Source organism: Nonomuraea sp. NPDC003754, assembly GCF_053605785.1.
The window spans coordinates 1-21,204 of record NZ_JBSGJX010000039.1; the positions used below are offsets into that span (position 1 = coordinate 1).

Consider the following 21,204-nt stretch of genomic DNA (forward strand, 5'->3'; position numbering starts at 1 on the left):
GACCCCGCGACCGGCGAGACGATCGTCAAGCGTAACCTCATCCCCGGCCACAGCATCATCGGCCTGGCCTACCGCGACGGCGTCATCTACGGCACTCGCCCCGAAGGGCGACCGCCACCTCTCCTGGAGCGCGGCCGGCAGCTGGAGCAGACGTTGTTGCGACCCTCGGTCGCCCCGAAGGGCGACCGCCACACTTGTCCAGGACCAGGCCCACGTTGGAGCCCGCAGTGTTGCGACCCTCGGTCGCCCCGAAGGGCGACCGCCACTTGCGGCTGATCGGGTCATCTCTCCGGCCGGGGCCGTTGCGACCCTCGGTCGCCCCGAAGGGCGACCGCCACCCCGGTAACGCGATCACTCCAGACCCGACAAAGTCGTTGCGACCCTCGGTCGCCCCGAAGGGCGACCGCCACGACGTCTCGACGTCTCAGAGAGGAGATACGGCGTGGCCGTTGCGACCCTCGGTCGCCCCGAAGGGCGACCGCCACCCCCACCACTGCCCGGTCTCATGCTGGCCCTCAAAGTTGCGACCCTCGGTCGCCCCGAAGGGCGACCGCCACCGTCCGACTGTTGCTCGATCACGGCATGCCTGAGGTTGCGACCCTCGGTCGCCCCGAAGGGCGACCGCCACATTCGTGCGGGGGGCGTTTTCTTTTGCGCTCACAGTTGCGACCCTCGGTCGCCCCGAAGGGCGACCGCCACCTCTTTCCCGGGCCGCTTTAGAATTCTCTTCAACATCAGTTGCGACCCTCGGTCGCCCCGAAGGGCGACCGCCACTCGGCCGGATCGTCGCCGAACGGCTCGGCGGCGAGTGGTTGCGACCCTCGGTCGCCCCGAAGGGCGACCGCCACGGCATCTGAGCAGGCATGTCGCCTCTCCAGCGCCGACAAGGAAGACCTACGAATTCACTTATCAAGGAACATCAGGGGTGATAACTCCTTAGGAACCTGCCGCGTGTCGCGTGAGCACTTCAGGTTCCGAACCGCAGCCTCGTGCTGTACCGCAGTGATTCCAGCCACGAAGTTACTCCAAGGAGACTTCCCGGGCTGGGCGTCCCAGGAGTAACGGGATGCTTCGCAGCCGCGAGGCTGTGGACTGCAATGATGATCACGGTTGGTCGGGGAGGGATGCGCAGGGAGGTCGATTGCCTGAGCGGCCGACCCTGCACAGCATGTAGCAATCGAGGTTGTTGGCCCTTATTTGGTGGAACGCGGCGAAACTGTCGGTGCTATCTCCTAAAGTTCAGCTCTCGCAGGGATTCTCCGCGTAGGGGGTGTGCATGGCCGAACGCTTGTGGGCACACAGCGCCCGGGACGGCGACAGATTGCGCCATGAGCTCACCGACCATTTGCGGGGAACAGCGTGGCGTGCAGGAGCCTTTGGTGAGGTCTTCAGCGCAGGGGCGCTCGCTGCTCATTGCGGTTTGCTGCACGATGTAGGAAAGGGAACGTGCGCCTGGCAGCAGGGCCTGATCGGCGCGGAACGTCACGGTGGCAGGGTAGGCATCCCGCACAAGCACGCGGGTACATGGTTGCTGGACAAGCAGCGCTTGGGCATCATGTCGGCCGTGGTGTTCGGGCATCACGGAGGGTTGCCGGACTCGACACGCCTCAAGAAGGAGCTGCGTTTCGCGGATACTGATCCGCTGGTCGCCGAGGCCATCAGGCGGGTAGGGGAAATCGTCCCTGAGATTCATCCGCCGGCGCCGATCGCGTTACCTCCCTGGCTGCCCGAGGCCGTAACTGCTGACCCCTATGCGTTGGATCTCCTGGTCCGCATGGTCTACAGCACGGTAGTCGACGCGGACTTTCTGGACACTGAGGAGCATTTCGCGGGCGCCGCACGCCCTTTTCATCCGGTTTCTGCTGCTGGTCTGGCCGAGCGTTTCGAACAGGGACGCCTGGAGTTGCTCAAGAACAAGCCGGAGTCGCCGATCGACGGGTTGCGTCAGGCTGTCTATCAGCAGTGTCTGGAAGCCGCACAGGGACCGCGTGGCATTTATCGCATTCCAGCTCCCACAGGCTCGGGGAAGACGCTCGCGGCGGGCGGCTTCGCCGTCCACCATGCCCGGCTACATGGCATGAAACGCGTTATCGTCGCAGTGCCGTTCATGTCGATCACTGAGCAGAACGCCTCGGTCTATCGCGACCTCTTGGAGGTCGAGGGTGAAGACCCGGTGGTGCTGGAGCACCACAGCGGCATCGATCTGGATGACGGCCGCGCCGGCAGGAGGTGGCAGCGGCTGGCCGCGGAGAACTGGGACGCTCCGTTCGTGGTGACCACCACCATCCGGCTGTTCGAGTCGCTGTTCTCTCACAAGCCCGCAGCGATGCGTCGTGTGCACCGGCTGGCCGGCTCGGTGATCGTCCTGGACGAGGTTCAGGCCCTGCCGGACCGCCTGCTCATCCCGATCGTGTCCGCGCTGCGAAGCCTCACGCAGTGGTTCGGGGTGACGGTAGTGCTGGCCTCGGCGACTCAACCGCCCTTCGAGTTGCTCAGCCCGCTGCGGGAGACGCCGATCAGGGATGTCATCGCCGAGCCGAAGCCGCTGTACAAGGCGCTGAACCGGGTGCGATACCGATGGCTGCTGGACCCCAAACCGACGATGGCGGAAGTCGCCGAGCAGGCCGCGGCGGAGCCTCAGGTGCTGGTGGTGGTCAACACCACCAGGGACGCCGCCTGGATGCATGAGCTCGTGGAGATGCATCGCCGAGCGCTGCACTTGTCGACGCGGATGGCAGCGGCCCACCGGCGCGACACTCTGGAGGAGATCAGGCGGCGCCTCGCGGAAGAGCAGCCGATCGCGGTGGTGAGCACACAGCTGGTCGAGGCAGGAGTAGACCTGGACTTTCCCGCCGGTTTCCGCGCGATCGCTTCCGCTGATTCTCTGCAGCAGGCAGCCGGCCGGGTCAACCGAAGTGGGCGTCTGCCGTACGGACAGGTCACCATCTTCGACCCCGAGGACGGCAACAAAGCGGCCGACATGCTGTACGGCGCCGCCCTGCAGGCCACCCGCGCCAGGTTCGGACCCCACTGCCCGCCGGACGATCTGGACGCGTTGCTGGCCTACTACCAAGCCAGGTTCGACTTCCACAACGTCGAGGCGGCCGGCCGGGAGATCCAGCAGGGACGTCAGGCTCATGACTTCCCTCGCGTGGCAGAGCTGTTCCGCATGATCGACGAATGGACCGTTCCTGTCGCGGTGCGTTATGGCGACACCGAGAAGCTCGACCGGATCCTCGCCCACCTGCGTGCCGGCCATCCGGGCGCAGGGGCGCAGCTGCGTGCTCTGCGTCCCTATCTGGCCTCCTTGCCGCGCGGTGCCGCGCGCAAGGCATTGGACGAAGGACTTGCCACCCCTGTCGTCGGTGACCTCATCGAATGGCTCGGCGACTACCACCCGCATCGAGGCATCGACATAGCCTCTCCCGACCCCCAGGAGCTGGTGTTTTGACCACCCGTCGCGCTCATCACCCGCCCCCGCCGCTTGCCGTGGAAGTCGAAGCGCCTTACGCCTGTTTCACGCGCCCCGAGTTCAAAACCGAGCGGATGAGCTACCCGGTCATGACCCCATCGGCGGCCAAGGGGGTCCTGGAGGCGATCTTCTGGAAGCCGGAATTCAGCTATCAGATCGAGCAGATCGACGTGCTGAAGCCCATCCGCTGGGCGTCGATCCGCCGCAACGAAGTCTCCTCCATGCTGACGCTGGCCTGGGTGCGCGAGGCGATGACCGACACGACTGTGCGTTTCGACGTCGAGGCCGACCGCGACCAGCGCAACATGGTGTGCCTACGCAATGTTGCCTACCGAATCCACGCCCAGGTACGGCTGCGCCCGCACGCCACCGATCCAGAGGCCAAATATCGCGACCAGTTCCGTAGGAGGGTCGAGCGTGGCGCCTGCTTCTCCCAACCATTCCTGGGTGTTCGGGAGTTCTCCGCGTCCTTCCGCCCAGTGAGCGATCGTGGGCCTATCCCGCACGACGAGGTGCTTGGAGTAATGCTGCACAGCATCGTCTACCGCCCCGATGGCGAGCGCTACCGGTGGTTCCACGCCGAACTCAAGCAGGGCCTGTTGGAGGTTCCGCGTGAAGGCATCGAGTTGCCGGGTGCCGGCACGCGTACCGGTGGCAGGCGGTAGCCCATGTTGATCAGACAGCTCGCGGCGCACGCCGGCGACAGGCGTGACCTCCCACCGCCCTACTACCGCAACCGCAACGTGCGCTGGGCGATCGACCTGGACGCGGACGGACGTCCGCGGGGAGACCGCCTGGTCGACCTGAGCACCGCCGATGCCAAGTCCGGGGTTCCGCTCGACACGCCGTACGTGCAGCGCTCCGGTACCGGATCGCTGCCGTTCCTCCTCACCGACACGTTGCAGTACGTACTGGCGATGCCGAAGGACGACAGCGACAGGCAGATCGCCGATGCCCGCCGGCGCGCCGAGGATTTCGCCGAGCTCGTCTATCGATGGGGTGAGGACGAACCGCTGGCCGAGCCGGTGGTCCGTTTCCTGCGACGCGGCGCCTTCTCAGAGGTGGAGATCCCTGCGCAGGCCAAGCCGTCCGACGTGCTGGCGATCCGGACAGATCAGGGTTGGGTTCATGCTCTTCCGTCCGCTGTGCGGGTGTGGGGGCAGATCGTCCGGGAGCGCAAGAGCGCTGCCAGCGGTCAGGGAATCTGCCTGTCGTGCGGGGAACAGGGTCCGTTGCTGGCCACCATTCCCGAGCCGGTCAAACCGGGCGGCATCCCGGTGGCGGGTGGCCGGGGTCGGGACGCGCAGCTCGTATCGATCAACAAGACTGCCCAGGGACGCGGCGGCATCACTCAACTGGCCAACACCCCGCTTTGCGACACTTGCGGCGGGCAGGCGATGTCCACGCTGAACGCGCTCTTGGCGGACCGTCAGCACCACTACCGCGGCGCTGACAGCGTCCTGGTGTGGTGGTTGCGCCGCACGGCGCCCTTCTCCCTGCTCGGTGCTGTACGCGACGCCCAGCCCCAGGACGTCAACGGCCTCATCGAGCAAGTACACCTCCCGCCGGCCCAGCGCGCGGACTGGCTGGACGACAACGACTTCTACGCCGTCACCCTGTCGGCCAATCAGAGCCGCGTGGTGATCCGTGACTGGATCGACGTCCCGTTGATCGAGCTGTGTCAGCACCTCGACACTTGGTTCGCCGACCACGAGATGACCGATCTGTGGGAGGAAGGACCGCAGCGGGTCCCGCTGTGGCGGATGGCGTCCGCGCTCGGCCGGTACGGCAAGCAGGGCTACGTCAAGGACACCGCCCCCCGGTCGGCCGAGCGAGACCTCATGGCCGCAGCCCTGCGCGGCACTCCGCTGCCCTCGAACCTGCTGGCCCGCCTGATTCAGCGCGTCCGTGCCGACAATCGCGTGGACCTACCACGTACCGCGCTGCTGCGGCTGCTGCTCGTCCGCGCCACCCCGGCCATGAAGGAGATCCTTTTGGAACGTCTCAACCTCGACACCCGCGACCCCGCCTACCTGTGCGGACGTGTCTTCGCCGTGCTGGAGGACATCCAGCGCGCCGCCCTGGACAACGTCAACACCACCATCGGGGACAAGTTCTTCGGCGCGGCCATGGCCAGACCACTGCCGGTGCTCACCATGCTGCGCAAGAACGCCACCGGCCACCTTCGGCGGCTGCGCGGCACCAAGAAGGCCGCCGGGTTCGCCCTGGACAAGCGCCTGGACGAGATCTTCCAGAAGTTCGCCGCCGAGATGCCGGCCACTCTGGACCTGGCCGGCCAGGGACGGTTCGTCCTCGGTTACCACCAGCAGCGATCGGCCGACCGGGACGCGGCCCGCGCCGCCGCTGCCGCGCGCAAGACCTCTGCCTCCGAATCCGCCTGACCCGTCGTTCCCATTCTCCCGAAAGGAACTCCTCGGCATGTCCGTCCACCTGGACCCCGCCCGCAAGCATGACTTCGTCTTCCTGTTCGACGTGCGAGACGGCAACCCCAACGGCGACCCCGACGCCGGCGGCATGCCCCGGACCGATCCCGAAACCGGCCATGGCCTGGTCACCGATGTGGCGATCAAGCGCAAGATCCGGAACATGGTGGCCCTGCTCAACGAAGGCGTGGCCGGATACGACATCTACGTCGAGGCCGGTGTCGCGCTCAACGCCCAGCACGAGCGGGCCTACGCCGCTCTGGACCTGGACCCCAAGCAGCGGCGCAAGTCCGAGATCGAGGCACAGCAGTGGATGTGTCAGACCTTCTACGACGTGCGCATGTTCGGCGCCGTCATGTCCACTGGCACGAAGCCGTGCGGACGCGTCCAGGGCCCGATGCAGCTCACCTTCTCCCGGTCCATCGACGTGGTCCTCCCTCAGGAGTACGGCATCACCCGCGTCACCCAGACCCGCGTGGACGATATCGACAAGGGCGAGTCGACCGAGATGGGCAACAAGCACATGATCCCCTATGCCCTCTACCTGGGATATGGCCACTTCAGCGCCCCTCTGGCCCGCCGTACCGGCGTAACCAGCCAGGACCTGGAAACGTTCTGGCGCGCCATGAGTTTGATGTTCGAACACGACCGCGCCTCGACCCGCGGTGAGATGGCCCTGCGCCGCCTGTACGTGTTCAGCCACGACGACCCCTTCGGCCGCGCCCCGGCTCATCAGCTGTTCGATCGCATCAAGGCCGAGGCCAACCAGCCGATTCCGCGCTCGTTCGCTGACTACACCGTCTCTGTCGGGAACGACCTCCCCGACGGAGTCGCCCTCACGACCGTCATCGGGTGAACCGCGCGGCTGGGCAGGCCGACGGCGTTCCCCTCTTACAGGTGACGCTGTCGGCTCTGGAACATCACGCCTACTGTCCACGCCAAGCCGGGCTCATCCTCCTGGAGGACGGATACGCCGACGACGCGGCGACCATCCGCGGGACCCTCATGCACCAGCGCGTCCACGACCCAGGGCATGAGACACGCGGCGCCGTACGCACTCTGCGTGCCCTCCCGGTGTGGCATGACGGGCTCGCGCTGGTCGGAGTATGTGACGTGGTGGAGATTCACCATGACGGCCGCGTCATTCCCGTCGAGCACAAGTCCGGCTCGTACACGGCAGGTGGACCTGCTGACGTACAGGTGGCGGGCCAGGCCATGTGCCTGGAAGCCATGTTCGCGTGCCCGGTTCCGCAAGGCGTGGTCTACTCTGCCGCGGATCGACGCCGGCATACTGTCGCCGTCGATGCTGCTGCCCGCGAGCGGGTCCTCACCCTCGCCGAAGAGGTACGGCAGACGCTGGCCACGGCCACGCTTCCCGGCGCGGCGGCCGATCAGCGGTGCCGGCGCTGTTCGATGCACGACATGTGCATGCCGCGCGTTCTCGCCCGCAAGGACGCCATCACGCACGCTGCGTCCAAGCTGTTCACTCCCCAACCCGAAGCAGCATGGGATGACTGAACTCCTCAATACGCTCTACGTCCAGACACAAGGGACGAGCCTCCATCTCGACCACGACAGCCTAAAGATCATCATGCCGGAAGTGCCAAAAAGGACGCTGCCCCTGCGCCGGCTCGATGGCATCGTCGTCTATGGACATGTGTCCCTGTCCGCCGAACTCCTCGCCCGCTGCGCGGACGACGGGCGGTCTGTGGTCTGGATGAGCCTGTCCGGACGCTTCCTCGGCCGAGTCGACGGACCGACCCGCGGCAACGTCCTACTACGCCACGCCCAGCATCTCTTCCACGCCGACCCTGCTCGGCGCTTACAGATCTCTAGGAGCTGCGTCGCAGGCAAGTTGCAGAACTCCCGGCAGCTCCTCCTGCGCGGAGCACGCGATGCGGCCAACCAGACGCAGGCTTCTCTGCGGTCGCTCGCGCAGGACATCGATGGCCTCTTGGCCCGCGCCGGAGATGCGGGGAGCCTCGACGAACTCATGGGGCTGGAAGGACAGGGGGCTCGCTGCTACTTCGCGGGCCTCACACACATGCTCCGCGCTCCGGCCGACGTCGCGCCCTTCACCAATCGGACGCGGCGTCCTCCCACGGACCCCGTCAACGCGCTGTTGTCGTTCCTGTACGGCCTGACCCGCGCACTCGTCCACGGTGCCGCTGAGCAAGTGGGCCTTGACCCCTACCTCGGATTCCTCCACGGAATGCGGCCCGGCAAGCCTGCCCTCGCCCTGGACCTGATGGAAGAGTTCCGTCCCGTCCACGCCGACCGGCTCGCGCTCAACCTGCTCAACCGTAAGCAACTACGCGCAGAGCACTTCGAGACGCTTCCAGGCGGCGCGGTCCAGTTGACCGAGGACGGCCGCCGCCTTGTCCTCACGGAATGGCAGGCATGGAAGAGCAAGGGCTGGCCGCACAAGCTGCTCGGGCGGAAGGTGTCCGCCTCACTGCTGCCTGTCGTCCAATCCCGCCTCCTCGCCCGGCACATCCGCGGTGAACTGCCTGCTTACATTCCCTGGACGGTCGGCTGATGCAACTGCTCCTCACGTACGACGTGGTGACAACCACGCCGGAGGGCCGCCGCCGGTTGCGGCAAATGGCCAAGCTATGCGAGGGATACGGCCATCGCGTCCAGAAATCCGTGTTCGAGATCACCTGCACGGACGCCGAACTGCTGACCCTGATCGACGCCGCGACGCGGATCATCGAGGCTTCCGATGACTCGGTAAGGGTCTATCGGCTACCAAGCAACGGGTTCGCTACGGTGCGTCGACTGGGCGTCGCCGAGCCCGCTCCCCATCATGACCCGCTGATCCTGTGGTTCGGAACCTGAAGTGCTCACGCGACACGCGATAGGTTCCTAAGGAGTTATCGCCCCCAATGTTCCTTGATAAGTGAATTAGCAGGTCTTCTCACCGGTGTCGGGTAGGCATATTGCCTGCTCGAATGCCGTGGCGGTCGCCCTCCGGGGCGACCGAGGATCGCAACATCTTCGGAGACCTTGACGGTGCCGTACAGCCGGAGTGGCGGTCGCCCTCCGGGGCGACCGAGGATCGCAACCGAACTTGGATGCGAACGCCTCGCTCCAGCTCAACGTGGCGGTCGCCCTCCGGGGCGACCGAGGATCGCAACCGCTCAGCCGTACAAATAGCGCATGAATGGCCGGTGGTGGCGGTCGCCCTCCGGGGCGACCGAGGATCGCAACGGCCACCTCCAGCACCTGATCCTCGGTCAGCCACAGAGTGGCGGTCGCCCTCCGGGGCGACCGAGGATCGCAACCACAAGCAGTGGGGAGAGTACGGCCCCGAAGAGGAGTGGCGGTCGCCCTCCGGGGCGACCGAGGATCGCAACATGATGGCGGGGAGCCTCGCCTACTCGGTTCCCGAGTGGCGGTCGCCCTCCGGGGCGACCGAGGATCGCAACTCGGCGGGGCCTCGCAGGATGCGCGCGGTGTGCCCAGTGGCGGTCGCCCTCCGGGGCGACCGAGGATCGCAACATCGCGCTGAGGTAGGCCGCGTTGCGGTCCAGGCGGGTGGCGGTCGCCCTCCGGGGCGACCGAGGATCGCAACCTTCCCACGGTGGTGCTCGGTCTGCTCGGTGAGCAGAGTGGCGGTCGCCCTCCGGGGCGACCGAGGATCGCAACGGCCACGCGGGAGACCGTTCGGCAGATGGTCACCGTGGCGGTCGCCCTCCGGGGCGACCGAGGATCGCAACCAGGTAGACGAGATCCCCATCGGGATGCGAGCTGGGGGTGGCGGTCGCCCTCCGGGGCGACCGAGGATCGCAACCGCGTAGTAGGAAACTTCCATGAAGTCGTCGGGAGTGGCGGTCGCCCTCCGGGGCGACCGAGGATCGCAACGCCAAGTGGTCGGCGCTCGGATCGCTGCTCCTGGGTGGCGGTCGCCCTCCGGGGCGACCGAGGATCGCAACGACACGCTCAGAGTGCGACCACCCCCGGCCCGCTTGGTGGCGGTCGCCCTCCGGGGCGACCGAGGATCGCAACTCTCCGGGGTCCACGGTGCCGCCGGGCAGTGCCCAGGTGGCGGTCGCCCTCCGGGGCGACCGAGGATCGCAACCATGTGGACGGCGTCGCCAAGCACGGCGTTCTCGGCCCGTGGCGGTCGCCCTCCGGGGCGACCGAGGATCGCAACGGCACGAGCCACGTGGCCGTGCTGAAGCGCATCCGCCAGGTGGCGGTCGCCCTCCGGGGCGACCGAGGATCGCAACAGGGATGCCGATCAGGTGAGCCCGGCCGTTCTCCGGTGGCGGTCGCCCTCCGGGGCGACCGAGGATCGCAACGCCGACGTCACCCCGAAGCGGAGCTGCCCGCGATGTGGCGGTCGCCCTCCGGGGCGACCGAGGATCGCAACATCGCGAGAGGGGCGCTGGTGCTCGCTGGCGCTCGTGGTGGCGGTCGCCCTCCGGGGCGACCGAGGATCGCAACCCCTTCCGAACTCGGTTGAGGTCGGCGACGGAGAGGTGGCGGTCGCCCTCCGGGGCGACCGAGGATCGCAACCGCGAGGCCGCAGCACGGCTCCGCGCCCACGATCAGGGTGGCGGTCGCCCTCCGGGGCGACCGAGGATCGCAACGATCGCTGTGGCGATCTGCTGGGCGGTCTCTCGCCGGTGGCGGTCGCCCTCCGGGGCGACCGAGGATCGCAACTACGACATCACGTTCACCGCGGCCAAGAGCACGAGCAGTGGCGGTCGCCCTCCGGGGCGACCGAGGATCGCAACACGCTGATCCTGGCCGACGTCGTCAAGACCGCGATGTGGCGGTCGCCCTCCGGGGCGACCGAGGATCGCAACAACCAGTCGGAGAACCGCAAAGCGAACGTCCCGAAAGTGGCGGTCGCCCTCCGGGGCGACCGAGGATCGCAACGGGCCGATCGCAAAGTGGTCCACATCAGGACACTTCGCCGTTCGCGCTGGCAAGGAGGACGACGAGCCCGAGAGTGCTGTAATGGTGGATCGTCCGCTTGCAGGTGCAGCCGGGCTCCCAACATGCCCCGGTGGCCCACCAGATGCCCTCGGATCGTTCGATGAGCCAGTCTGGCGCTCGGTACCGCTCGCCGTGCGATCGAGGAGCTGCGTCAACGTGGTCTGGTCGTGACCCTGCCAGCGAAGGGGACCTTCGTGGCCGCGCCTCAGCCTGCGAGTGATGGCGAAGCGGACATGGTCTGATTCTGCGGAGTTCTGCGTGATTGCGCTGAGCGCGGGCGACGCCTGACTGAAAGCCGTAAGCCCCCAGAAGATCGCTCCTCTGAGGGCTTACTGCGGATTGTGCGACGACGTCCCCGTGTCACATCTCGTCGTTGCGAACCTCCGCCGCCAGTGTGACGGTCACGCCCGTCGCCTGATCCACCGCAGAGGCGTGGAGGCGAATGCCGTAGTTCTGCTTGATGCCGTTCGGCCATGCCTCGGTCCCGAGGGCTGACCGCCAGGCCTCAAAGTCGTCCTGTCGTTGAATCGGGTCGACCGCCTCGCAGTGCCCGGCGAGTATCGGTTCGGACTGGGTGCTCGCCACGGTCCAGGCGATGACCGGCAAGTCCTCGCGGGCGGCTCGTTCCAGGAGTACGCCCAGCAGTTCGTACGCCCGACGCTGATGCTCAGAGTGTTCTGCCATGCCTACCCCTAAGCGATCTGTCCATCAGCGATGGTGATGGGCTCCTCGCCGCGTCTCTGGTCGTACATCCCGGCCAGCGCAGGACGGAATGCCGCAAGGTGCTGCCGCCACGTGTCGCACAACGCGTCACGAGCCGAGGAGTCGGTCTGCAGCAGGAATTGCAGGTGGCGCATTCCGTGCAGGAGAACGTCTATGTACCGCGGAATCGGCGCCTCGGTCGCCTCGACCTCGATGGGCTTGCCGACAACGTCGGTCAGGGCCGGGCTGATCGGCTTCGCTTCGGACCACTGGTCGCGGACGTAGTCCAGGCAGTCGATGACCGCGACATAGGTCAGGATGACGGCCTGGCCATCGGCGCGCCATGAAGTCGAGTGCAGAAGCTTCACGCCCGAAGCGGCCTTGTTCGCCTCCAAGAGGTCAGTGACAGCCGTGTGCGGGTCGCTCTCCTGAAGGATGGCCGAGGAGCGCCATGCGTCGCTCCCGCTGATCAGCCAAATTCCGGTGGGGTCCGCCGAGACCGGCCATACCTCTACCCGAACTTCGGTGCGCTCGCTCACTGAGTCTCCTTCGTCGCGGTTCCACGCTGATCAGTGGCGTCCTTCGCCGTCTTGATCAACTGGGCTGCTCGTGCCTTCGACACTCCGATGCGGCCGGCCAGATCGGCCAGCGACATCCGCTCCTGCTCGAAGATGCGGGCGGCGGTAAGCGCGCGATGATCTCCAGAGGCTTCGATGAGCCGTCTGAGCGTCTCCACGAGTTCCGTTGCTCGCCGTACGCACGGTTGGGATCGGGCTCTGCGTCGATCGCAACCACTGCCGCTTCGAAAGCGCGCCCGAGGTCAGCAAGCGCGATTTTGACCGCCTCGCTCACGCCTTCTTCTGTCATGTCAGCCAGCGTAGGAGCTTCGTCAAGGGGGGCCTAGACAACTTGCATGGAGGACCCCCTTGCCGATCGTGCGGGGGCCTATGCGGTCGCCCGAATAGCGGAGTCTACGGGGGGTCAATCCCCTCAAACCGTGGAGACGGTCTTATGCCGCAGCGGCCCTCAGCAGGGCCGATGACGCTTGCCTCTTCTCGATCATCTGCCGCTCGAATGTGACAGGCGGCAGCCCATCGTTGGCGCTGTGTCTCCGCTTGACGTTGTAGAAGTCCGGGATCCAAGTGGCGATCTTCAGCCGGTGCCTACCTGTACGACACCTGTATGGGCAGGCTATTGCCAGGCGCTGACCACGAAGGGATGGTTACCGATGCCTGTCCGACCTCGCCGATTCCTGCCCGCGGTCCTGATGATCCTCGCGGCCTTCTCCGTCGTCACTCAGCCGCAGAAGGCCGCCCAAGCGGTCAACAGCGGGGCGGCACTGGGCTGACGAACCAGATGATCATCGCTGCGGGCGGGGTGAACATGCTGGTCGACGTCAAGGCCGACTACGCCGTGGTCGGCGTGGAACGATCAGGCGCTGCGCAACCCGAGGCCGTCCTGATCGGCGAGAAGATACCCGCCGCTCAGGCCAAGGCCGCCGACACCTTCGCCATCGCGAAGAACAGCCCGCAGCCATGGACAAGCGCGCTTCCTCTCAGTGCCAGAGCTGCCTGATCTGAAATGGGGGACCCCTCCAGCGCTCGCAGCTTTTGGGGCCCAACCAAACTTGGGCACGTATTGGGCACAGCAACTCGTAGACGACCAGCGATCGCCGGAGCGCCTCAGACATGACGAAAGAGGCCCGTCACCGCGTTTTGCTGGTGACGGGCCTCTTTGTACTGCTGTGGCAGGTCCAGGGTTCGAACCTGGGTAGGCTAAGCCGACGGATTTACAGTCCGCTCCCATTGGCCACTCGGGCAACCTGCCGTGTCATCCGCTCGCGGCGACAGACAGAAGAATAGCGGACTTTGGAGGCGCACGTGACATCGGTTTGTCCCGCGCCCGGTCCCCACCCCGGCGCCTCGCGGTCGCTAAGGTCAGAAGGGACGAAGAGAGGACACTCACACCGATGGCCGACAGCAGCTTTGACATCGTCAGCAAGATCGACCGCCAGGAGGTCGACAACGCGCTGAACCAGACGGTCAAGGAGATCGGACACCGCTTCGACTTCAAGGGCACTGGGGCAGCCATCAGCTGGTCCGGGCAGAACAGCATCGAGCTCAAGGCCAACAGCGAGGAGCGGGTCAACGCCGCGCTCGACGTCTTCAAGGAGAAGGTGATCAAGCGTGGCCTCTCCCTGAAGATCCTCGACGCCGACGAGCCGAAGCTGTCCGGTAAGGAGTATCGGATGCTGGTCGCCCTCAAGGAGGGCATCGACCAGGAGCACGCCAAGAAGATCTCCAAGATCATCAGGGATGAGGGTCCCAAGGGGGTCAAGGCGCAGATCCAGGGCGAGGAGCTCAGGGTCAGTTCCAAGAAGAAGGACGAGCTGCAGGACGTCATCGCGCTGCTCAAGGGCAAGGACCTCGACATCGCCCTGCAGTTCACGAACTACCGCTGAAAAACGAGTTGATCACGGCTCTGGCCTGGGGATCTATCGGCGGGATGAGCCGGGAGGGCACATCTGGGGCACACGGCCGAGCGCGCTGTCCACGAGGGCACGCGTCTTCTCGTGTGCCTCGGGCCACTCCCCGACGTACGTGTTGAGCGTGACCATCGGCGACGAGTGACCGAGGGCGAGCTGGACGGTCTTCACCGAGGCGCCCTTGTGGATCAGCAGGGTCGCGAAGTAGTGCCGCAGGCAGTGCAGGCCGATGCGCGGCGGGATGCCGGCCGTACGGGCCGCTGGTGACCAGAATTGCGACCAGGTTGCGCGGTGCACGGGCAGCAGCATGTTCGTGGTGAACAAGAGCTGGGCTGTACGGCGTTGCGGATTGCGCGAATCGGTCTCGTCGTCGATCTCGTTCTCTGGGATGGCGAAGCGCTTCAGGTGCTCGCGCAGGGCCTTGCAGACCAGTTCCGGCAGTTCGATCGTGCGGGCAGAGGTCTTGGTCTTCGGAGGGCCGAGGTACGGCTTGCGACCGTTCACGCAGACGAGCTGCTGGGCGATGTCGACCTCACGACGGTCGAGATCGATGTGATCGAGTTCCAAGCCGAAGATTTCGCCACCCCGGAGCCCGCAGGCGGCGGCGAGGTAGACGACCGTGGCGAAGCGGGCCGGTAGGGCTTCGGCGAGGGCGTGGACCTGTTCGGCCGGAATGAAGTGGCTGTGCTTCTCGATCTCGGGCGCCATCCGTCCTGCCGCAGCTCAGCGTTCGACCCCGTAGCGCGTGACCGTCCTTGCGGGATACGAACAGCGCCGGGCCGTACGCGGACACGGAACCTCCCGGTGATCGGTGAACGCCCGGTGAGAGTGGAGAAGCGCCGCCCCGCGCAGGTACGGCGGTGCCTGCCGAGATTGACATCGAGACACCGGCGGAAAACGGCGTTTCGCCGGATCCAGTGGGTAAGCGTGGAGCATGAGTGATGCGCCGCGACACGTCGTCGAGCTCGCCGAGCGGCGGGCCAAGGCCAGGGCGGAACGGCAGTACGGGGCCGCCGACGCGCTCAGGCGTGAGATCGAGCAGGCCGGCTGGCTGGTGCGCGACACGGCGGCGGGGTTCGAGCTGAGGGAGAAGCCGCTGTTCGAGGTGTGGCCGTCGGTGCGGTCGATCCCCATCAGCGCGGTGACGGACGACCGCGTGGAGGGCCGGCTGCCGCCGATCGATCATTCCCTCGAGTGGGGCGCCGGCGAGGAGGAGAGCGAGGGCGCGCATACCTGGGAGCCGCATCCGGTGGCGGACGCCATGGTCCACGCGCAGCAGATCTGGGACTCCACGCTGGCCGTCAACCGGCTCGACGAGGCGGGCATCGACCTGGAGCGGCAGCGGATCGAGACCCATGAGGTGAAGGTCGGCGTCGGACTGGTGGTGGACGGCTGGGGGGAGGACGTTCGCGAGTGCGTGAGCGCGCTGCTCGAGCACACCACCGCCAAGATCCTCGCGCTGGACCTCGGCGACCTGGAGGGCGCGGGCACGGCGCTCCACGAGCTCGCGGAGGGCCATCACGAGCGCCTCACCGTGTGGCACGTCGCCGAGACGCCGCACTGGCGAGGGGGCACGGCCGAGTGGGGCGCGTGCCGTATGACGCTGATGCGGCTGGACACCTCCGACGTGCACGTCCTGATGGAGACCTCGACCGTGCTGGAGGGCGACGCGCTGACGCCGCTGGTCGCGGCGATCAACGACGGGGCCGTGGCGGCGGGCTGGAAGGGGGTCGAACCCGCGGAGGGCGGCATGGAGTGGCACGAGGCGGGTCCCGGCCGGGTGCGGGGGCTGCTGGGGTATCTCATGGCGGTACGGCGGGGCGCCGCGCTCGGCGCGTTCCCCGAGCAGGCGCGCTACTACCGCAACGCCGACCTGGAGCTGTCGCTCGCGCTGGAGGGCCCGCTGGTCGTCCCCGGCAAGCGCCTGCCGGTACGGCAGGGCCGCCACCACACCTACCACGACGTTTCCCACGACTACCGGGACAGGGAATCGCGCCGGACCTACGACAGGGTGCTGCGCATGCTGCGTTCCTCGTAGGCTTGGGGCTTATGCGAGACCAGAGGCTGCTTGCGCCGTACACGACACTCCGGCTGGGTGGGCCCGCGCGGGCCTACGCGGCGGCGACCTCGGCGGAGGAGCTGGTGTCCCTGGTGGCCGACGCGGACCGGCGGGAGGAACCGACGCTGCTGCTGGGCGGCGGCAGCAACCTGGTGGTGTCCGACGACGGCTTCGACGGCCTGGTGATCAAGGTGGCCACGCGCGGGGTGAGCGTCTCGCGCGACGGCGACCAGGTGGCGGTCGAGGTGCAGGCCGGGGAGGACTGGGATCCGCTGGTGGCCCGCGCGGTGGCGGAGGGCTGGGCGGGCCTGGAGTGCATGTCGGGCATTCCTGGTCAGGCCGGGTCGACGCCCATCCAGAACGTGGGCGCGTACGGGCAGGAAGTGTCGCAGACGGTGCGCTGCGTGCGGGTCTATGACCGGCGCACGCGCGAGGTGCGCGACGTCGAGGCGCGGCGGTGCGGCTTCGCCTACCGAACGAGCGCGTTCAAGCAGGACCTCGGCCGGTACGTGGTGCTCGCTGTGACGTTCTTGCTCGACATTTCGGAAATGTCGGGCGCGTTGACCTATCGGGAACTCGTCACCAGGGTCGGCGAGCGGGCGCCGCTCGCAGAGGTGCGCTCGGCCGTCCTCGGCCTGCGCAGGGGCAAGGGCATGGTGCTCGACCCCGCCGACCCCGACACCCGCAGCGCGGGCTCGTTCTTCACCAACCCGATCATCTCCGCCGAGCAGGCCGCCGCGCTCGGCGCCGGCACCCCTCGGTGGGAGATGCCCGGCGGCACCGTCAAGGTGTCCGCGGCCTGGCTGATCGAGCAGGCCGGGTTCCCCAAGGGCTACGCGCGCGGCCCCGTCCGCATCTCCACCAAGCACACCCTCGCCCTGACCAACCCCAACGGCGAGGGCACCACCGCCGACCTGCTCGCCCTGGCGCGGGAGGTGCGGGAAGGGGTGCGGGAGAAGTTCGGCGTCACGCTCGTCAACGAACCCGTGATGGTCGGCTGCGCGCTCTGAGCGCCGGGAGGCCCGCCGTCCTAGCCGTGTATCCAGCGGGTGTCGGAGATCACCCAGTACTCGACGAACCTGCCGTTCTCCGCGCGGAGGATGTCGTGCCCGCTGAAGGTGATCCTGGTCACGCCCACGCCCGGGATGACGCCCGTGTGGTCGCCGGTGAACGTCCAGCGGGCGGCCACGGTGTCACCGTCGACGATCGGCCCCACGTCCAGCGTGACCGCCACGTTCGCGAACGGCTCGAACCCCTGCGCCAGCGCGCCTTTCAGCCCCTCGGGGCCGTGCACGTCCATGCCCGGCCAGTGCCCCACGAAGTCGGGCGAGACCAGCTCGTCGGCGAGATCGAAGTCGCCGTTCCACATCTCCAGCAGCCAGCGACGGTAAAGCTCGTCCATCGGGTAAGCTCGTTTCCGTATTCCGAAGGGGAGTAGTCCTCAATTCGCGCGGTCGACATGCTGGCATCTGCCCGGTCGCGCGGGCCTGTAACAGGCGGACGAGACCTTCGGCCTGGCAACCCTGCCGGGCCGAAGTCGTGCTGCCCTCGTTGAGTCGCTTCCGGTCCGGCCGTTTGGAAGAGGACCTGTGGAAGCTTTCTGGATCAGCCTTGCGGTGATCTTCGTCGCCGAGCTGGGCGACAAGAGCCAGTTGATGGCGATGACGTTCGCCACCCGATTCAAGCCCTGGCCCGTGCTGGCGGGCATCACGATCGCGACGACGGTGGTCCACCTGGTGAGCGTCGCCGTCGGCGGGCTGATCGGCGACGCGCTGCCGACCACCGCCATTTCCATCGCCGCGGGCGTCGCGTTCCTCGGGTTCGCGCTCTGGACACTCCGCGGCGACGAGCTGACTGAGGAGGAGTCGCAGAAGGCCAAGCGCGCCACGCGCCACGTGCTGATCGCGGTGACCGTGGCGTTCTTCCTGAGCGAGCTGGGCGACAAGACGATGCTGGCCACGATCACGCTGGCGACGCAGCACGGATGGCTCGGCACGTGGATCGGGTCGACCGTCGGCATGGTCGCCGCCGACGCGCTGGCGATCGTGGTCGGTCGGCTGCTCGGCCGGCACCTGCCCGAGAAGGCCATCCGGTACGGCGCGGCCGCCGCCTTCGCCCTGTTCGGCGTGCTGCTACTGGTGGAGCCGCTCCTCTGACGGCCCGAGCCGTCGATCCCGGGGTCGAGCCGTCGGCCCCGGGTTCAGACGGTTAACAGGGCCAGGCGGTGGGCCGCGGCCGTCGCCTCGCCGCGGGTCGAGACGCCCAGCTTGCCGAGGATGTTCGACACGTGCACGCTGACCGTCTTCGCCGAGATGAACAGCTCCGTCGCGATGTCCCTGTTGGTCCGCCCGAGGGCGACCAGCCGCAGCACCTCCAGCTCGCGCGGCGTCAGCAGGTCGGGCGCGGGCCCGCTCTCCTCCACGAGCCCGACGCCGAGGCGGCGGGCCAGGTTCTCGATCTCGATCACCAGCGGCGCCGCGGACAGGCCGCCGGCCAGGGGATAGGCGGTGCGCAGCCGCGCGGCGGCGCCGTCCTTGTCGCCGGTCTTGGCGAGTGCCGTGGCGGCCCGCAGGAGTGACTTGGCGTGCGCGTGGGGCCGGTCGAGCCGTTCCCACGCGACGGCGGCGGCGTCGAAGTCGCCGGTGAAGGTGAGGCGGTAGGCCTCGGAGACAGGGCCGATGACCACGAGCGACGCGGCCACCTCGGCGGCCATGGCGCGGACGGCGGCGGCCCGCTCGGGCACGGCGGGTGCCGCGGCGTCGCAGACGGCGCCGATGAGGGCCAGCAGCCGCCAGACCAGCCCTGCCTTGCTCGCCTGGCTGGGCCTGCTGAGCATCCGTTCGGCGACCGCGAGCGCGTGGTCGGGTTCGCCCCTGAGCAGGTGCCAGCCGATGTGCAGGCGGGTGCTGTTGGTGATGTCCTGCACGAAGGTCTCGGGGCGCTCGGTAAGCACCCCGAGTTCGGACAGGATGCTCTCCACCAGGTCCAGCTCGCCGCGGGCCATCGCGATGTCGGCGCGGGCGCGCAGGACGTGGTGGCGGACCCTGATGGTGGGGCCGAGGGTGAGCGCGTACTCGATGACCTGGACCGCCTCGTCCCACCGGCCCAGCGCCTCCAGGCACTCGGCCAGGTTGTTGAGGATGAAGGTGCCGGAGGTCCTGATCCTGCCGTACTTCTTGGCCAGCAGCTCGCCCTCGTGGGCCAGCTCGATGGCCTCGGCGGAGCGGCCGAGGTCGTTCAGCGCGTCGACGTTGTTGGCCAGCGCGCGCAGGATGACCTGGCCGGAGCCCACCTGCTCGCCGATGCGCATGGCCCGCCGGTTGCTCTCGAAGGTGCGCTCGATGTCGCCGTCGAGGGAGTAGCCGAGGGCCAGGTTCATGATCAGATCGGCTTCGATGACCTGGAGTCCGAGCGTCCTGGCCAGCTCCAGGCCCTCCTCGGCGAGCGCGGTGCCCTCGGCGAGCTCGCCCTTGAGCATGAGGTGGCGGCTGAGCTTCACCAGCACGTCGGCGCGGGCCGGACCGGGCTCGGGCACCAGGCTGAGCGCGTGCCTGAACTTCTCCTGCGCGCCGGGCTTGGCCTTGGCCAGCTGGAAGTTGCCCCAGCGGACCAGCAGCGCGGCCACCCGCTCGGGTTCGGCGTGCTCGTCGAGCTGGTCGAGCGCGGCCTTGACGAACTTGACGCCCTTGTCGATGTCGCCGCAGGCGTGGCTGGCCTCGGAGGCGCGTTCGAGCACGGCGGTGTGGTCCACGCCGATGTCGCCGCAGGCGCCCGGCACCTTGTCCCACAGCATGAGGACGCGTTCGAGCAGGGGGATGGCCTCGGTGTAGGCGAAGGCGCCGAACGACTTCTGCGCCGCCTCCCAGGCCGAGATGAGCGCCCACTGGTCGTTGCGCGCGCCGTACCAGTGGTGGGCGATCTCGACGGCCGCCCTGCCGGGCGGCACGAGGCCGCGGTCGCGGGAGATCTCCTCGGCGTAGCGCCCGTGCAGGCGCTGGTGCTCGCCGGGCAGCAGCTCGTCGTGTACGGCCTCGCGGATGAGCGCGTGCCGGAAGACGTAGGCCCGGTTGTCGGCGATCTGGAGCACGTTGCCCGCGATGGCGGGACGCAACGCCGTCTCCAGGTCGATGTCCGACAGCCCGCTGACGGCCGAGAGCAGAGCGTGGCCGACGCGGATGCCGCCCGCGGCGGCGATGCGCAGGACGCGCTGGGTCTCCTCGGGCAGCCGTTCGACCGAGCCGAGGATGAGGTCGGTGAGGGAGTCGGGCACCTCCCCGGCGCCGTCGTCGCAGTCCATCAGGGCCTCGACGAACAGCGGGATGCCCTGGCTGCGCTGGTAGACGGTCTCGATGCGGGAGTACAGAGGGGGAGCGCCGAGGATCCCGGCCATCTGCTCGGCGACCTCGTCGCGCGACAGGCGCGGCAGGTCGAGCCGGATCACGCCCGCGACCCGCCCGAGCTCGGCCAGGACCGGCCGGAGGGGGTGCTGGCGGTGCAGGTCGTCCGAGCGGTAGGTCAGGACCATGAGCAGCTGCGACTCGCGCAGGTTGCGGCTGAGGAAGGCGATCAGGTCGCGGCTGGACCGGTCGGCCCAGTGGATGTCCTCGATGACCAGCACGACGGGCCGCGACTCGGCGAGCCGTTCGAGCAGGGTGAGGAACTGCTCGAAGAGCCTGGCCCGGCCGGTGTCGGTATCGCCGTCGGCGGACGGCTCGCCGAACTCGGGAAGCAGCCTGGCCAGGTCGCGCTCCGCGCCGTCGGGCAGCAGCGCGCCGATCCTGGCCGTGCCCATCTCCCTGACGAGCTGGCGGAGGGCGGCGGTGAAAGGGGCGTAGGCCAGCCCGTCGGTGGACAGCTCGACGCAGCCACCGAACAGAACCTGCGCGCCGTCGTTCGCGGCGCGCTCGGCGAAGCTCTGCACCAGTCTGGTCTTGCCGACTCCCGCTTCCCCGCCCAGGAGCACGGCGGTGGCCGCGCCCTTGCGGGCTTCGTCGAAGGACTCGGTCAGGACTGACAGCTCTGCTTCCCGTCCTACGAAGACGGGACTTACGGAACGCCCCAACACGTCCTCAAGCATGACATATGACCCTTA

The 21,204-nt window shown here is 67.8% G+C and carries 18 protein-coding genes, 1 tRNA gene and 2 CRISPR repeat arrays; of the genes, 12 read left to right on the plus strand and 7 right to left on the minus strand.

Translation table 11 applies throughout. From position 1 onward, the window contains the following. The first annotated feature begins 155 nt into the window (after positions 1-155). Positions 156-848: direct repeats of the CRISPR family, unit length 37 nt; unit sequence GTTGCGACCCTCGGTCGCCCCGAAGGGCGACCGCCAC. Between the two features lie 428 nt (positions 849-1,276). The 7 genes from cas3 to cas2 are packed head-to-tail and all read left to right on the plus strand — an operon-like array spanning position 1,277 to position 8,757. Further along, positions 1,277-3,451, plus strand: a complete 2,175-nt coding sequence (cas3, locus tag ACWEVS_RS35485) for a CRISPR-associated helicase Cas3' (RefSeq protein ID WP_452555085.1) — start codon at positions 1,277-1,279, stop codon at positions 3,449-3,451. Then, positions 3,448-4,137: a type I-C CRISPR-associated protein Cas5c gene (gene cas5c / locus ACWEVS_RS35490; RefSeq protein WP_452555087.1), complete on the plus strand. Its 690-nt coding sequence runs from the start codon at positions 3,448-3,450 to the stop codon at positions 4,135-4,137. The genes cas3 and cas5c overlap by 4 nt, the downstream gene beginning before the upstream one ends. A 3-nt stretch (positions 4,138-4,140) precedes the next feature. Continuing rightward, positions 4,141-5,874, plus strand: a complete 1,734-nt coding sequence (gene cas8c, locus ACWEVS_RS35495) for a type I-C CRISPR-associated protein Cas8c/Csd1 (RefSeq protein WP_452555089.1) — start codon at positions 4,141-4,143, stop codon at positions 5,872-5,874. Between the two features lie 37 nt (positions 5,875-5,911). Continuing rightward, a complete protein-coding gene (cas7c, locus tag ACWEVS_RS35500) occupies positions 5,912-6,772 on the plus strand; it encodes a type I-C CRISPR-associated protein Cas7/Csd2 (protein WP_354919586.1) in 861 nt (286 codons plus the stop codon). Further along, complete coding sequence (cas4, locus tag ACWEVS_RS35505) at positions 6,769-7,434, plus strand: CRISPR-associated protein Cas4 (protein WP_452555091.1); 666 nt, start codon at positions 6,769-6,771, stop codon at positions 7,432-7,434. Before cas7c ends, cas4 begins: the two co-directional genes overlap by 4 nt. Next, positions 7,427-8,455, plus strand: a complete 1,029-nt coding sequence (gene cas1c / locus ACWEVS_RS35510) for a type I-C CRISPR-associated endonuclease Cas1c (protein WP_452555093.1) — start codon at positions 7,427-7,429, stop codon at positions 8,453-8,455. Before cas4 ends, cas1c begins: the two co-directional genes overlap by 8 nt. Beyond that, complete coding sequence (gene cas2 / locus ACWEVS_RS35515; RefSeq protein WP_452555095.1) at positions 8,455-8,757, plus strand: CRISPR-associated endonuclease Cas2; 303 nt, start codon at positions 8,455-8,457, stop codon at positions 8,755-8,757. The genes cas1c and cas2 overlap by 1 nt, the downstream gene beginning before the upstream one ends. Positions 8,758-8,875: 118 nt before the next feature. Further along, a CRISPR array of direct repeats spans positions 8,876-10,806; the repeat unit is 37 nt; unit sequence GTGGCGGTCGCCCTCCGGGGCGACCGAGGATCGCAAC. 420 nt (positions 10,807-11,226) lie between these two features. Here cas2 and ACWEVS_RS35520 read toward each other — a convergent pair. The 3 genes from ACWEVS_RS35520 to ACWEVS_RS35530 are packed head-to-tail and all read right to left on the minus strand — an operon-like array spanning position 11,227 to position 12,304. After that, positions 11,227-11,550, minus strand: a complete 324-nt coding sequence (locus ACWEVS_RS35520; protein WP_452555097.1) for a hypothetical protein — start codon at positions 11,548-11,550, stop codon at positions 11,227-11,229. Positions 11,551-11,558: 8 nt separating this feature from the next. Then, positions 11,559-12,107 (minus strand): hypothetical protein, encoded by a 549-nt coding sequence (locus ACWEVS_RS35525; protein ID WP_452555099.1) that lies wholly within the window; start codon positions 12,105-12,107, stop codon positions 11,559-11,561. After that, positions 12,104-12,304: a hypothetical protein gene (locus ACWEVS_RS35530; protein WP_452555101.1), complete on the minus strand. Its 201-nt coding sequence runs from the start codon at positions 12,302-12,304 to the stop codon at positions 12,104-12,106. Before ACWEVS_RS35530 ends, ACWEVS_RS35525 begins: the two co-directional genes overlap by 4 nt. A gap of 620 nt (positions 12,305-12,924) precedes the next feature. Between ACWEVS_RS35530 and ACWEVS_RS35535 the strand changes: the two genes are divergently transcribed. Beyond that, a complete protein-coding gene (locus tag ACWEVS_RS35535) occupies positions 12,925-13,143 on the plus strand; it encodes a hypothetical protein (protein ID WP_452555103.1) in 219 nt (72 codons plus the stop codon). Positions 13,144-13,313: 170 nt separating this feature from the next. On the opposite strand, the gene ACWEVS_RS35540 is transcribed toward ACWEVS_RS35535, so the two are convergent. After that, a tRNA-Tyr gene (locus ACWEVS_RS35540) sits at positions 13,314-13,395 on the minus strand. Between the two features lie 142 nt (positions 13,396-13,537). Between ACWEVS_RS35540 and ACWEVS_RS35545 the strand changes: the two genes are divergently transcribed. Then, on the plus strand, positions 13,538-14,029 hold the full coding sequence (locus ACWEVS_RS35545; protein WP_452555105.1) for a YajQ family cyclic di-GMP-binding protein: 492 nt from the start codon (positions 13,538-13,540) through the stop codon (positions 14,027-14,029). Between the two features lie 33 nt (positions 14,030-14,062). Here the strand turns inward: ACWEVS_RS35545 and ACWEVS_RS35550 are convergent, their stop codons facing one another. After that, the gene (locus ACWEVS_RS35550) at positions 14,063-14,761 is read right to left on the minus strand and encodes a site-specific integrase (RefSeq protein ID WP_452555107.1); all 699 of its coding nucleotides are present in this window, start codon (positions 14,759-14,761) and stop codon (positions 14,063-14,065) included. Between the two features lie 226 nt (positions 14,762-14,987). On the opposite strand from ACWEVS_RS35550, the gene ACWEVS_RS35555 reads away from it, so the two are divergent. Then, entirely contained in the window at positions 14,988-16,091 is a 1,104-nt protein-coding gene (locus ACWEVS_RS35555) for a hypothetical protein (protein WP_354919621.1), read from the plus strand. Positions 16,092-16,102: 11 nt separating this feature from the next. Then, the gene (locus tag ACWEVS_RS35560; RefSeq protein ID WP_449914720.1) at positions 16,103-17,122 is read left to right on the plus strand and encodes a UDP-N-acetylmuramate dehydrogenase; all 1,020 of its coding nucleotides are present in this window, start codon (positions 16,103-16,105) and stop codon (positions 17,120-17,122) included. 20 nt (positions 17,123-17,142) lie between these two features. Here ACWEVS_RS35560 and ACWEVS_RS35565 read toward each other — a convergent pair whose 3' ends face one another. Continuing rightward, complete coding sequence (locus ACWEVS_RS35565) at positions 17,143-17,514, minus strand: ester cyclase (protein ID WP_354919626.1); 372 nt, start codon at positions 17,512-17,514, stop codon at positions 17,143-17,145. Positions 17,515-17,701: 187 nt separating this feature from the next. Between ACWEVS_RS35565 and ACWEVS_RS35570 the strand changes: the two genes are divergently transcribed. After that, positions 17,702-18,268: a TMEM165/GDT1 family protein gene (locus ACWEVS_RS35570; RefSeq protein WP_449914717.1), complete on the plus strand. Its 567-nt coding sequence runs from the start codon at positions 17,702-17,704 to the stop codon at positions 18,266-18,268. A 44-nt stretch (positions 18,269-18,312) separates the two neighbouring features. Here ACWEVS_RS35570 and ACWEVS_RS35575 read toward each other — a convergent pair whose 3' ends face one another. Further along, complete coding sequence (locus ACWEVS_RS35575) at positions 18,313-21,177, minus strand: ATP-binding protein (protein ID WP_452555109.1); 2,865 nt, start codon at positions 21,175-21,177, stop codon at positions 18,313-18,315. Between the last annotated feature and the right edge of the window lie 27 nt (positions 21,178-21,204).

Coding starts and splice junctions, on each gene's coding strand:
- cas3 (WP_452555085.1), top strand. CDS start 1,277: ATGGCCGAACGCTTGTGGGCACACAGCGCCCGGGACGGCGACAGATTG.
- cas8c (WP_452555089.1), top strand. CDS start 4,141: ATGTTGATCAGACAGCTCGCGGCGCACGCCGGCGACAGGCGTGACCTC.
- cas7c (WP_354919586.1), top strand. CDS start 5,912: ATGTCCGTCCACCTGGACCCCGCCCGCAAGCATGACTTCGTCTTCCTG.
- cas1c (WP_452555093.1), top strand. CDS start 7,427: ATGACTGAACTCCTCAATACGCTCTACGTCCAGACACAAGGGACGAGC.
- cas2 (WP_452555095.1), top strand. CDS start 8,455: ATGCAACTGCTCCTCACGTACGACGTGGTGACAACCACGCCGGAGGGC.
- ACWEVS_RS35520 (WP_452555097.1), bottom strand. CDS start 11,550: ATGGCAGAACACTCTGAGCATCAGCGTCGGGCGTACGAACTGCTGGGC.
- ACWEVS_RS35535 (WP_452555103.1), top strand. CDS start 12,925: ATGATCATCGCTGCGGGCGGGGTGAACATGCTGGTCGACGTCAAGGCC.
- ACWEVS_RS35545 (WP_452555105.1), top strand. CDS start 13,538: ATGGCCGACAGCAGCTTTGACATCGTCAGCAAGATCGACCGCCAGGAG.
- ACWEVS_RS35550 (WP_452555107.1), bottom strand. CDS start 14,761: ATGGCGCCCGAGATCGAGAAGCACAGCCACTTCATTCCGGCCGAACAG.
- ACWEVS_RS35555 (WP_354919621.1), top strand. CDS start 14,988: ATGAGTGATGCGCCGCGACACGTCGTCGAGCTCGCCGAGCGGCGGGCC.
- ACWEVS_RS35560 (WP_449914720.1), top strand. CDS start 16,103: ATGCGAGACCAGAGGCTGCTTGCGCCGTACACGACACTCCGGCTGGGT.
- ACWEVS_RS35565 (WP_354919626.1), bottom strand. CDS start 17,514: ATGGACGAGCTTTACCGTCGCTGGCTGCTGGAGATGTGGAACGGCGAC.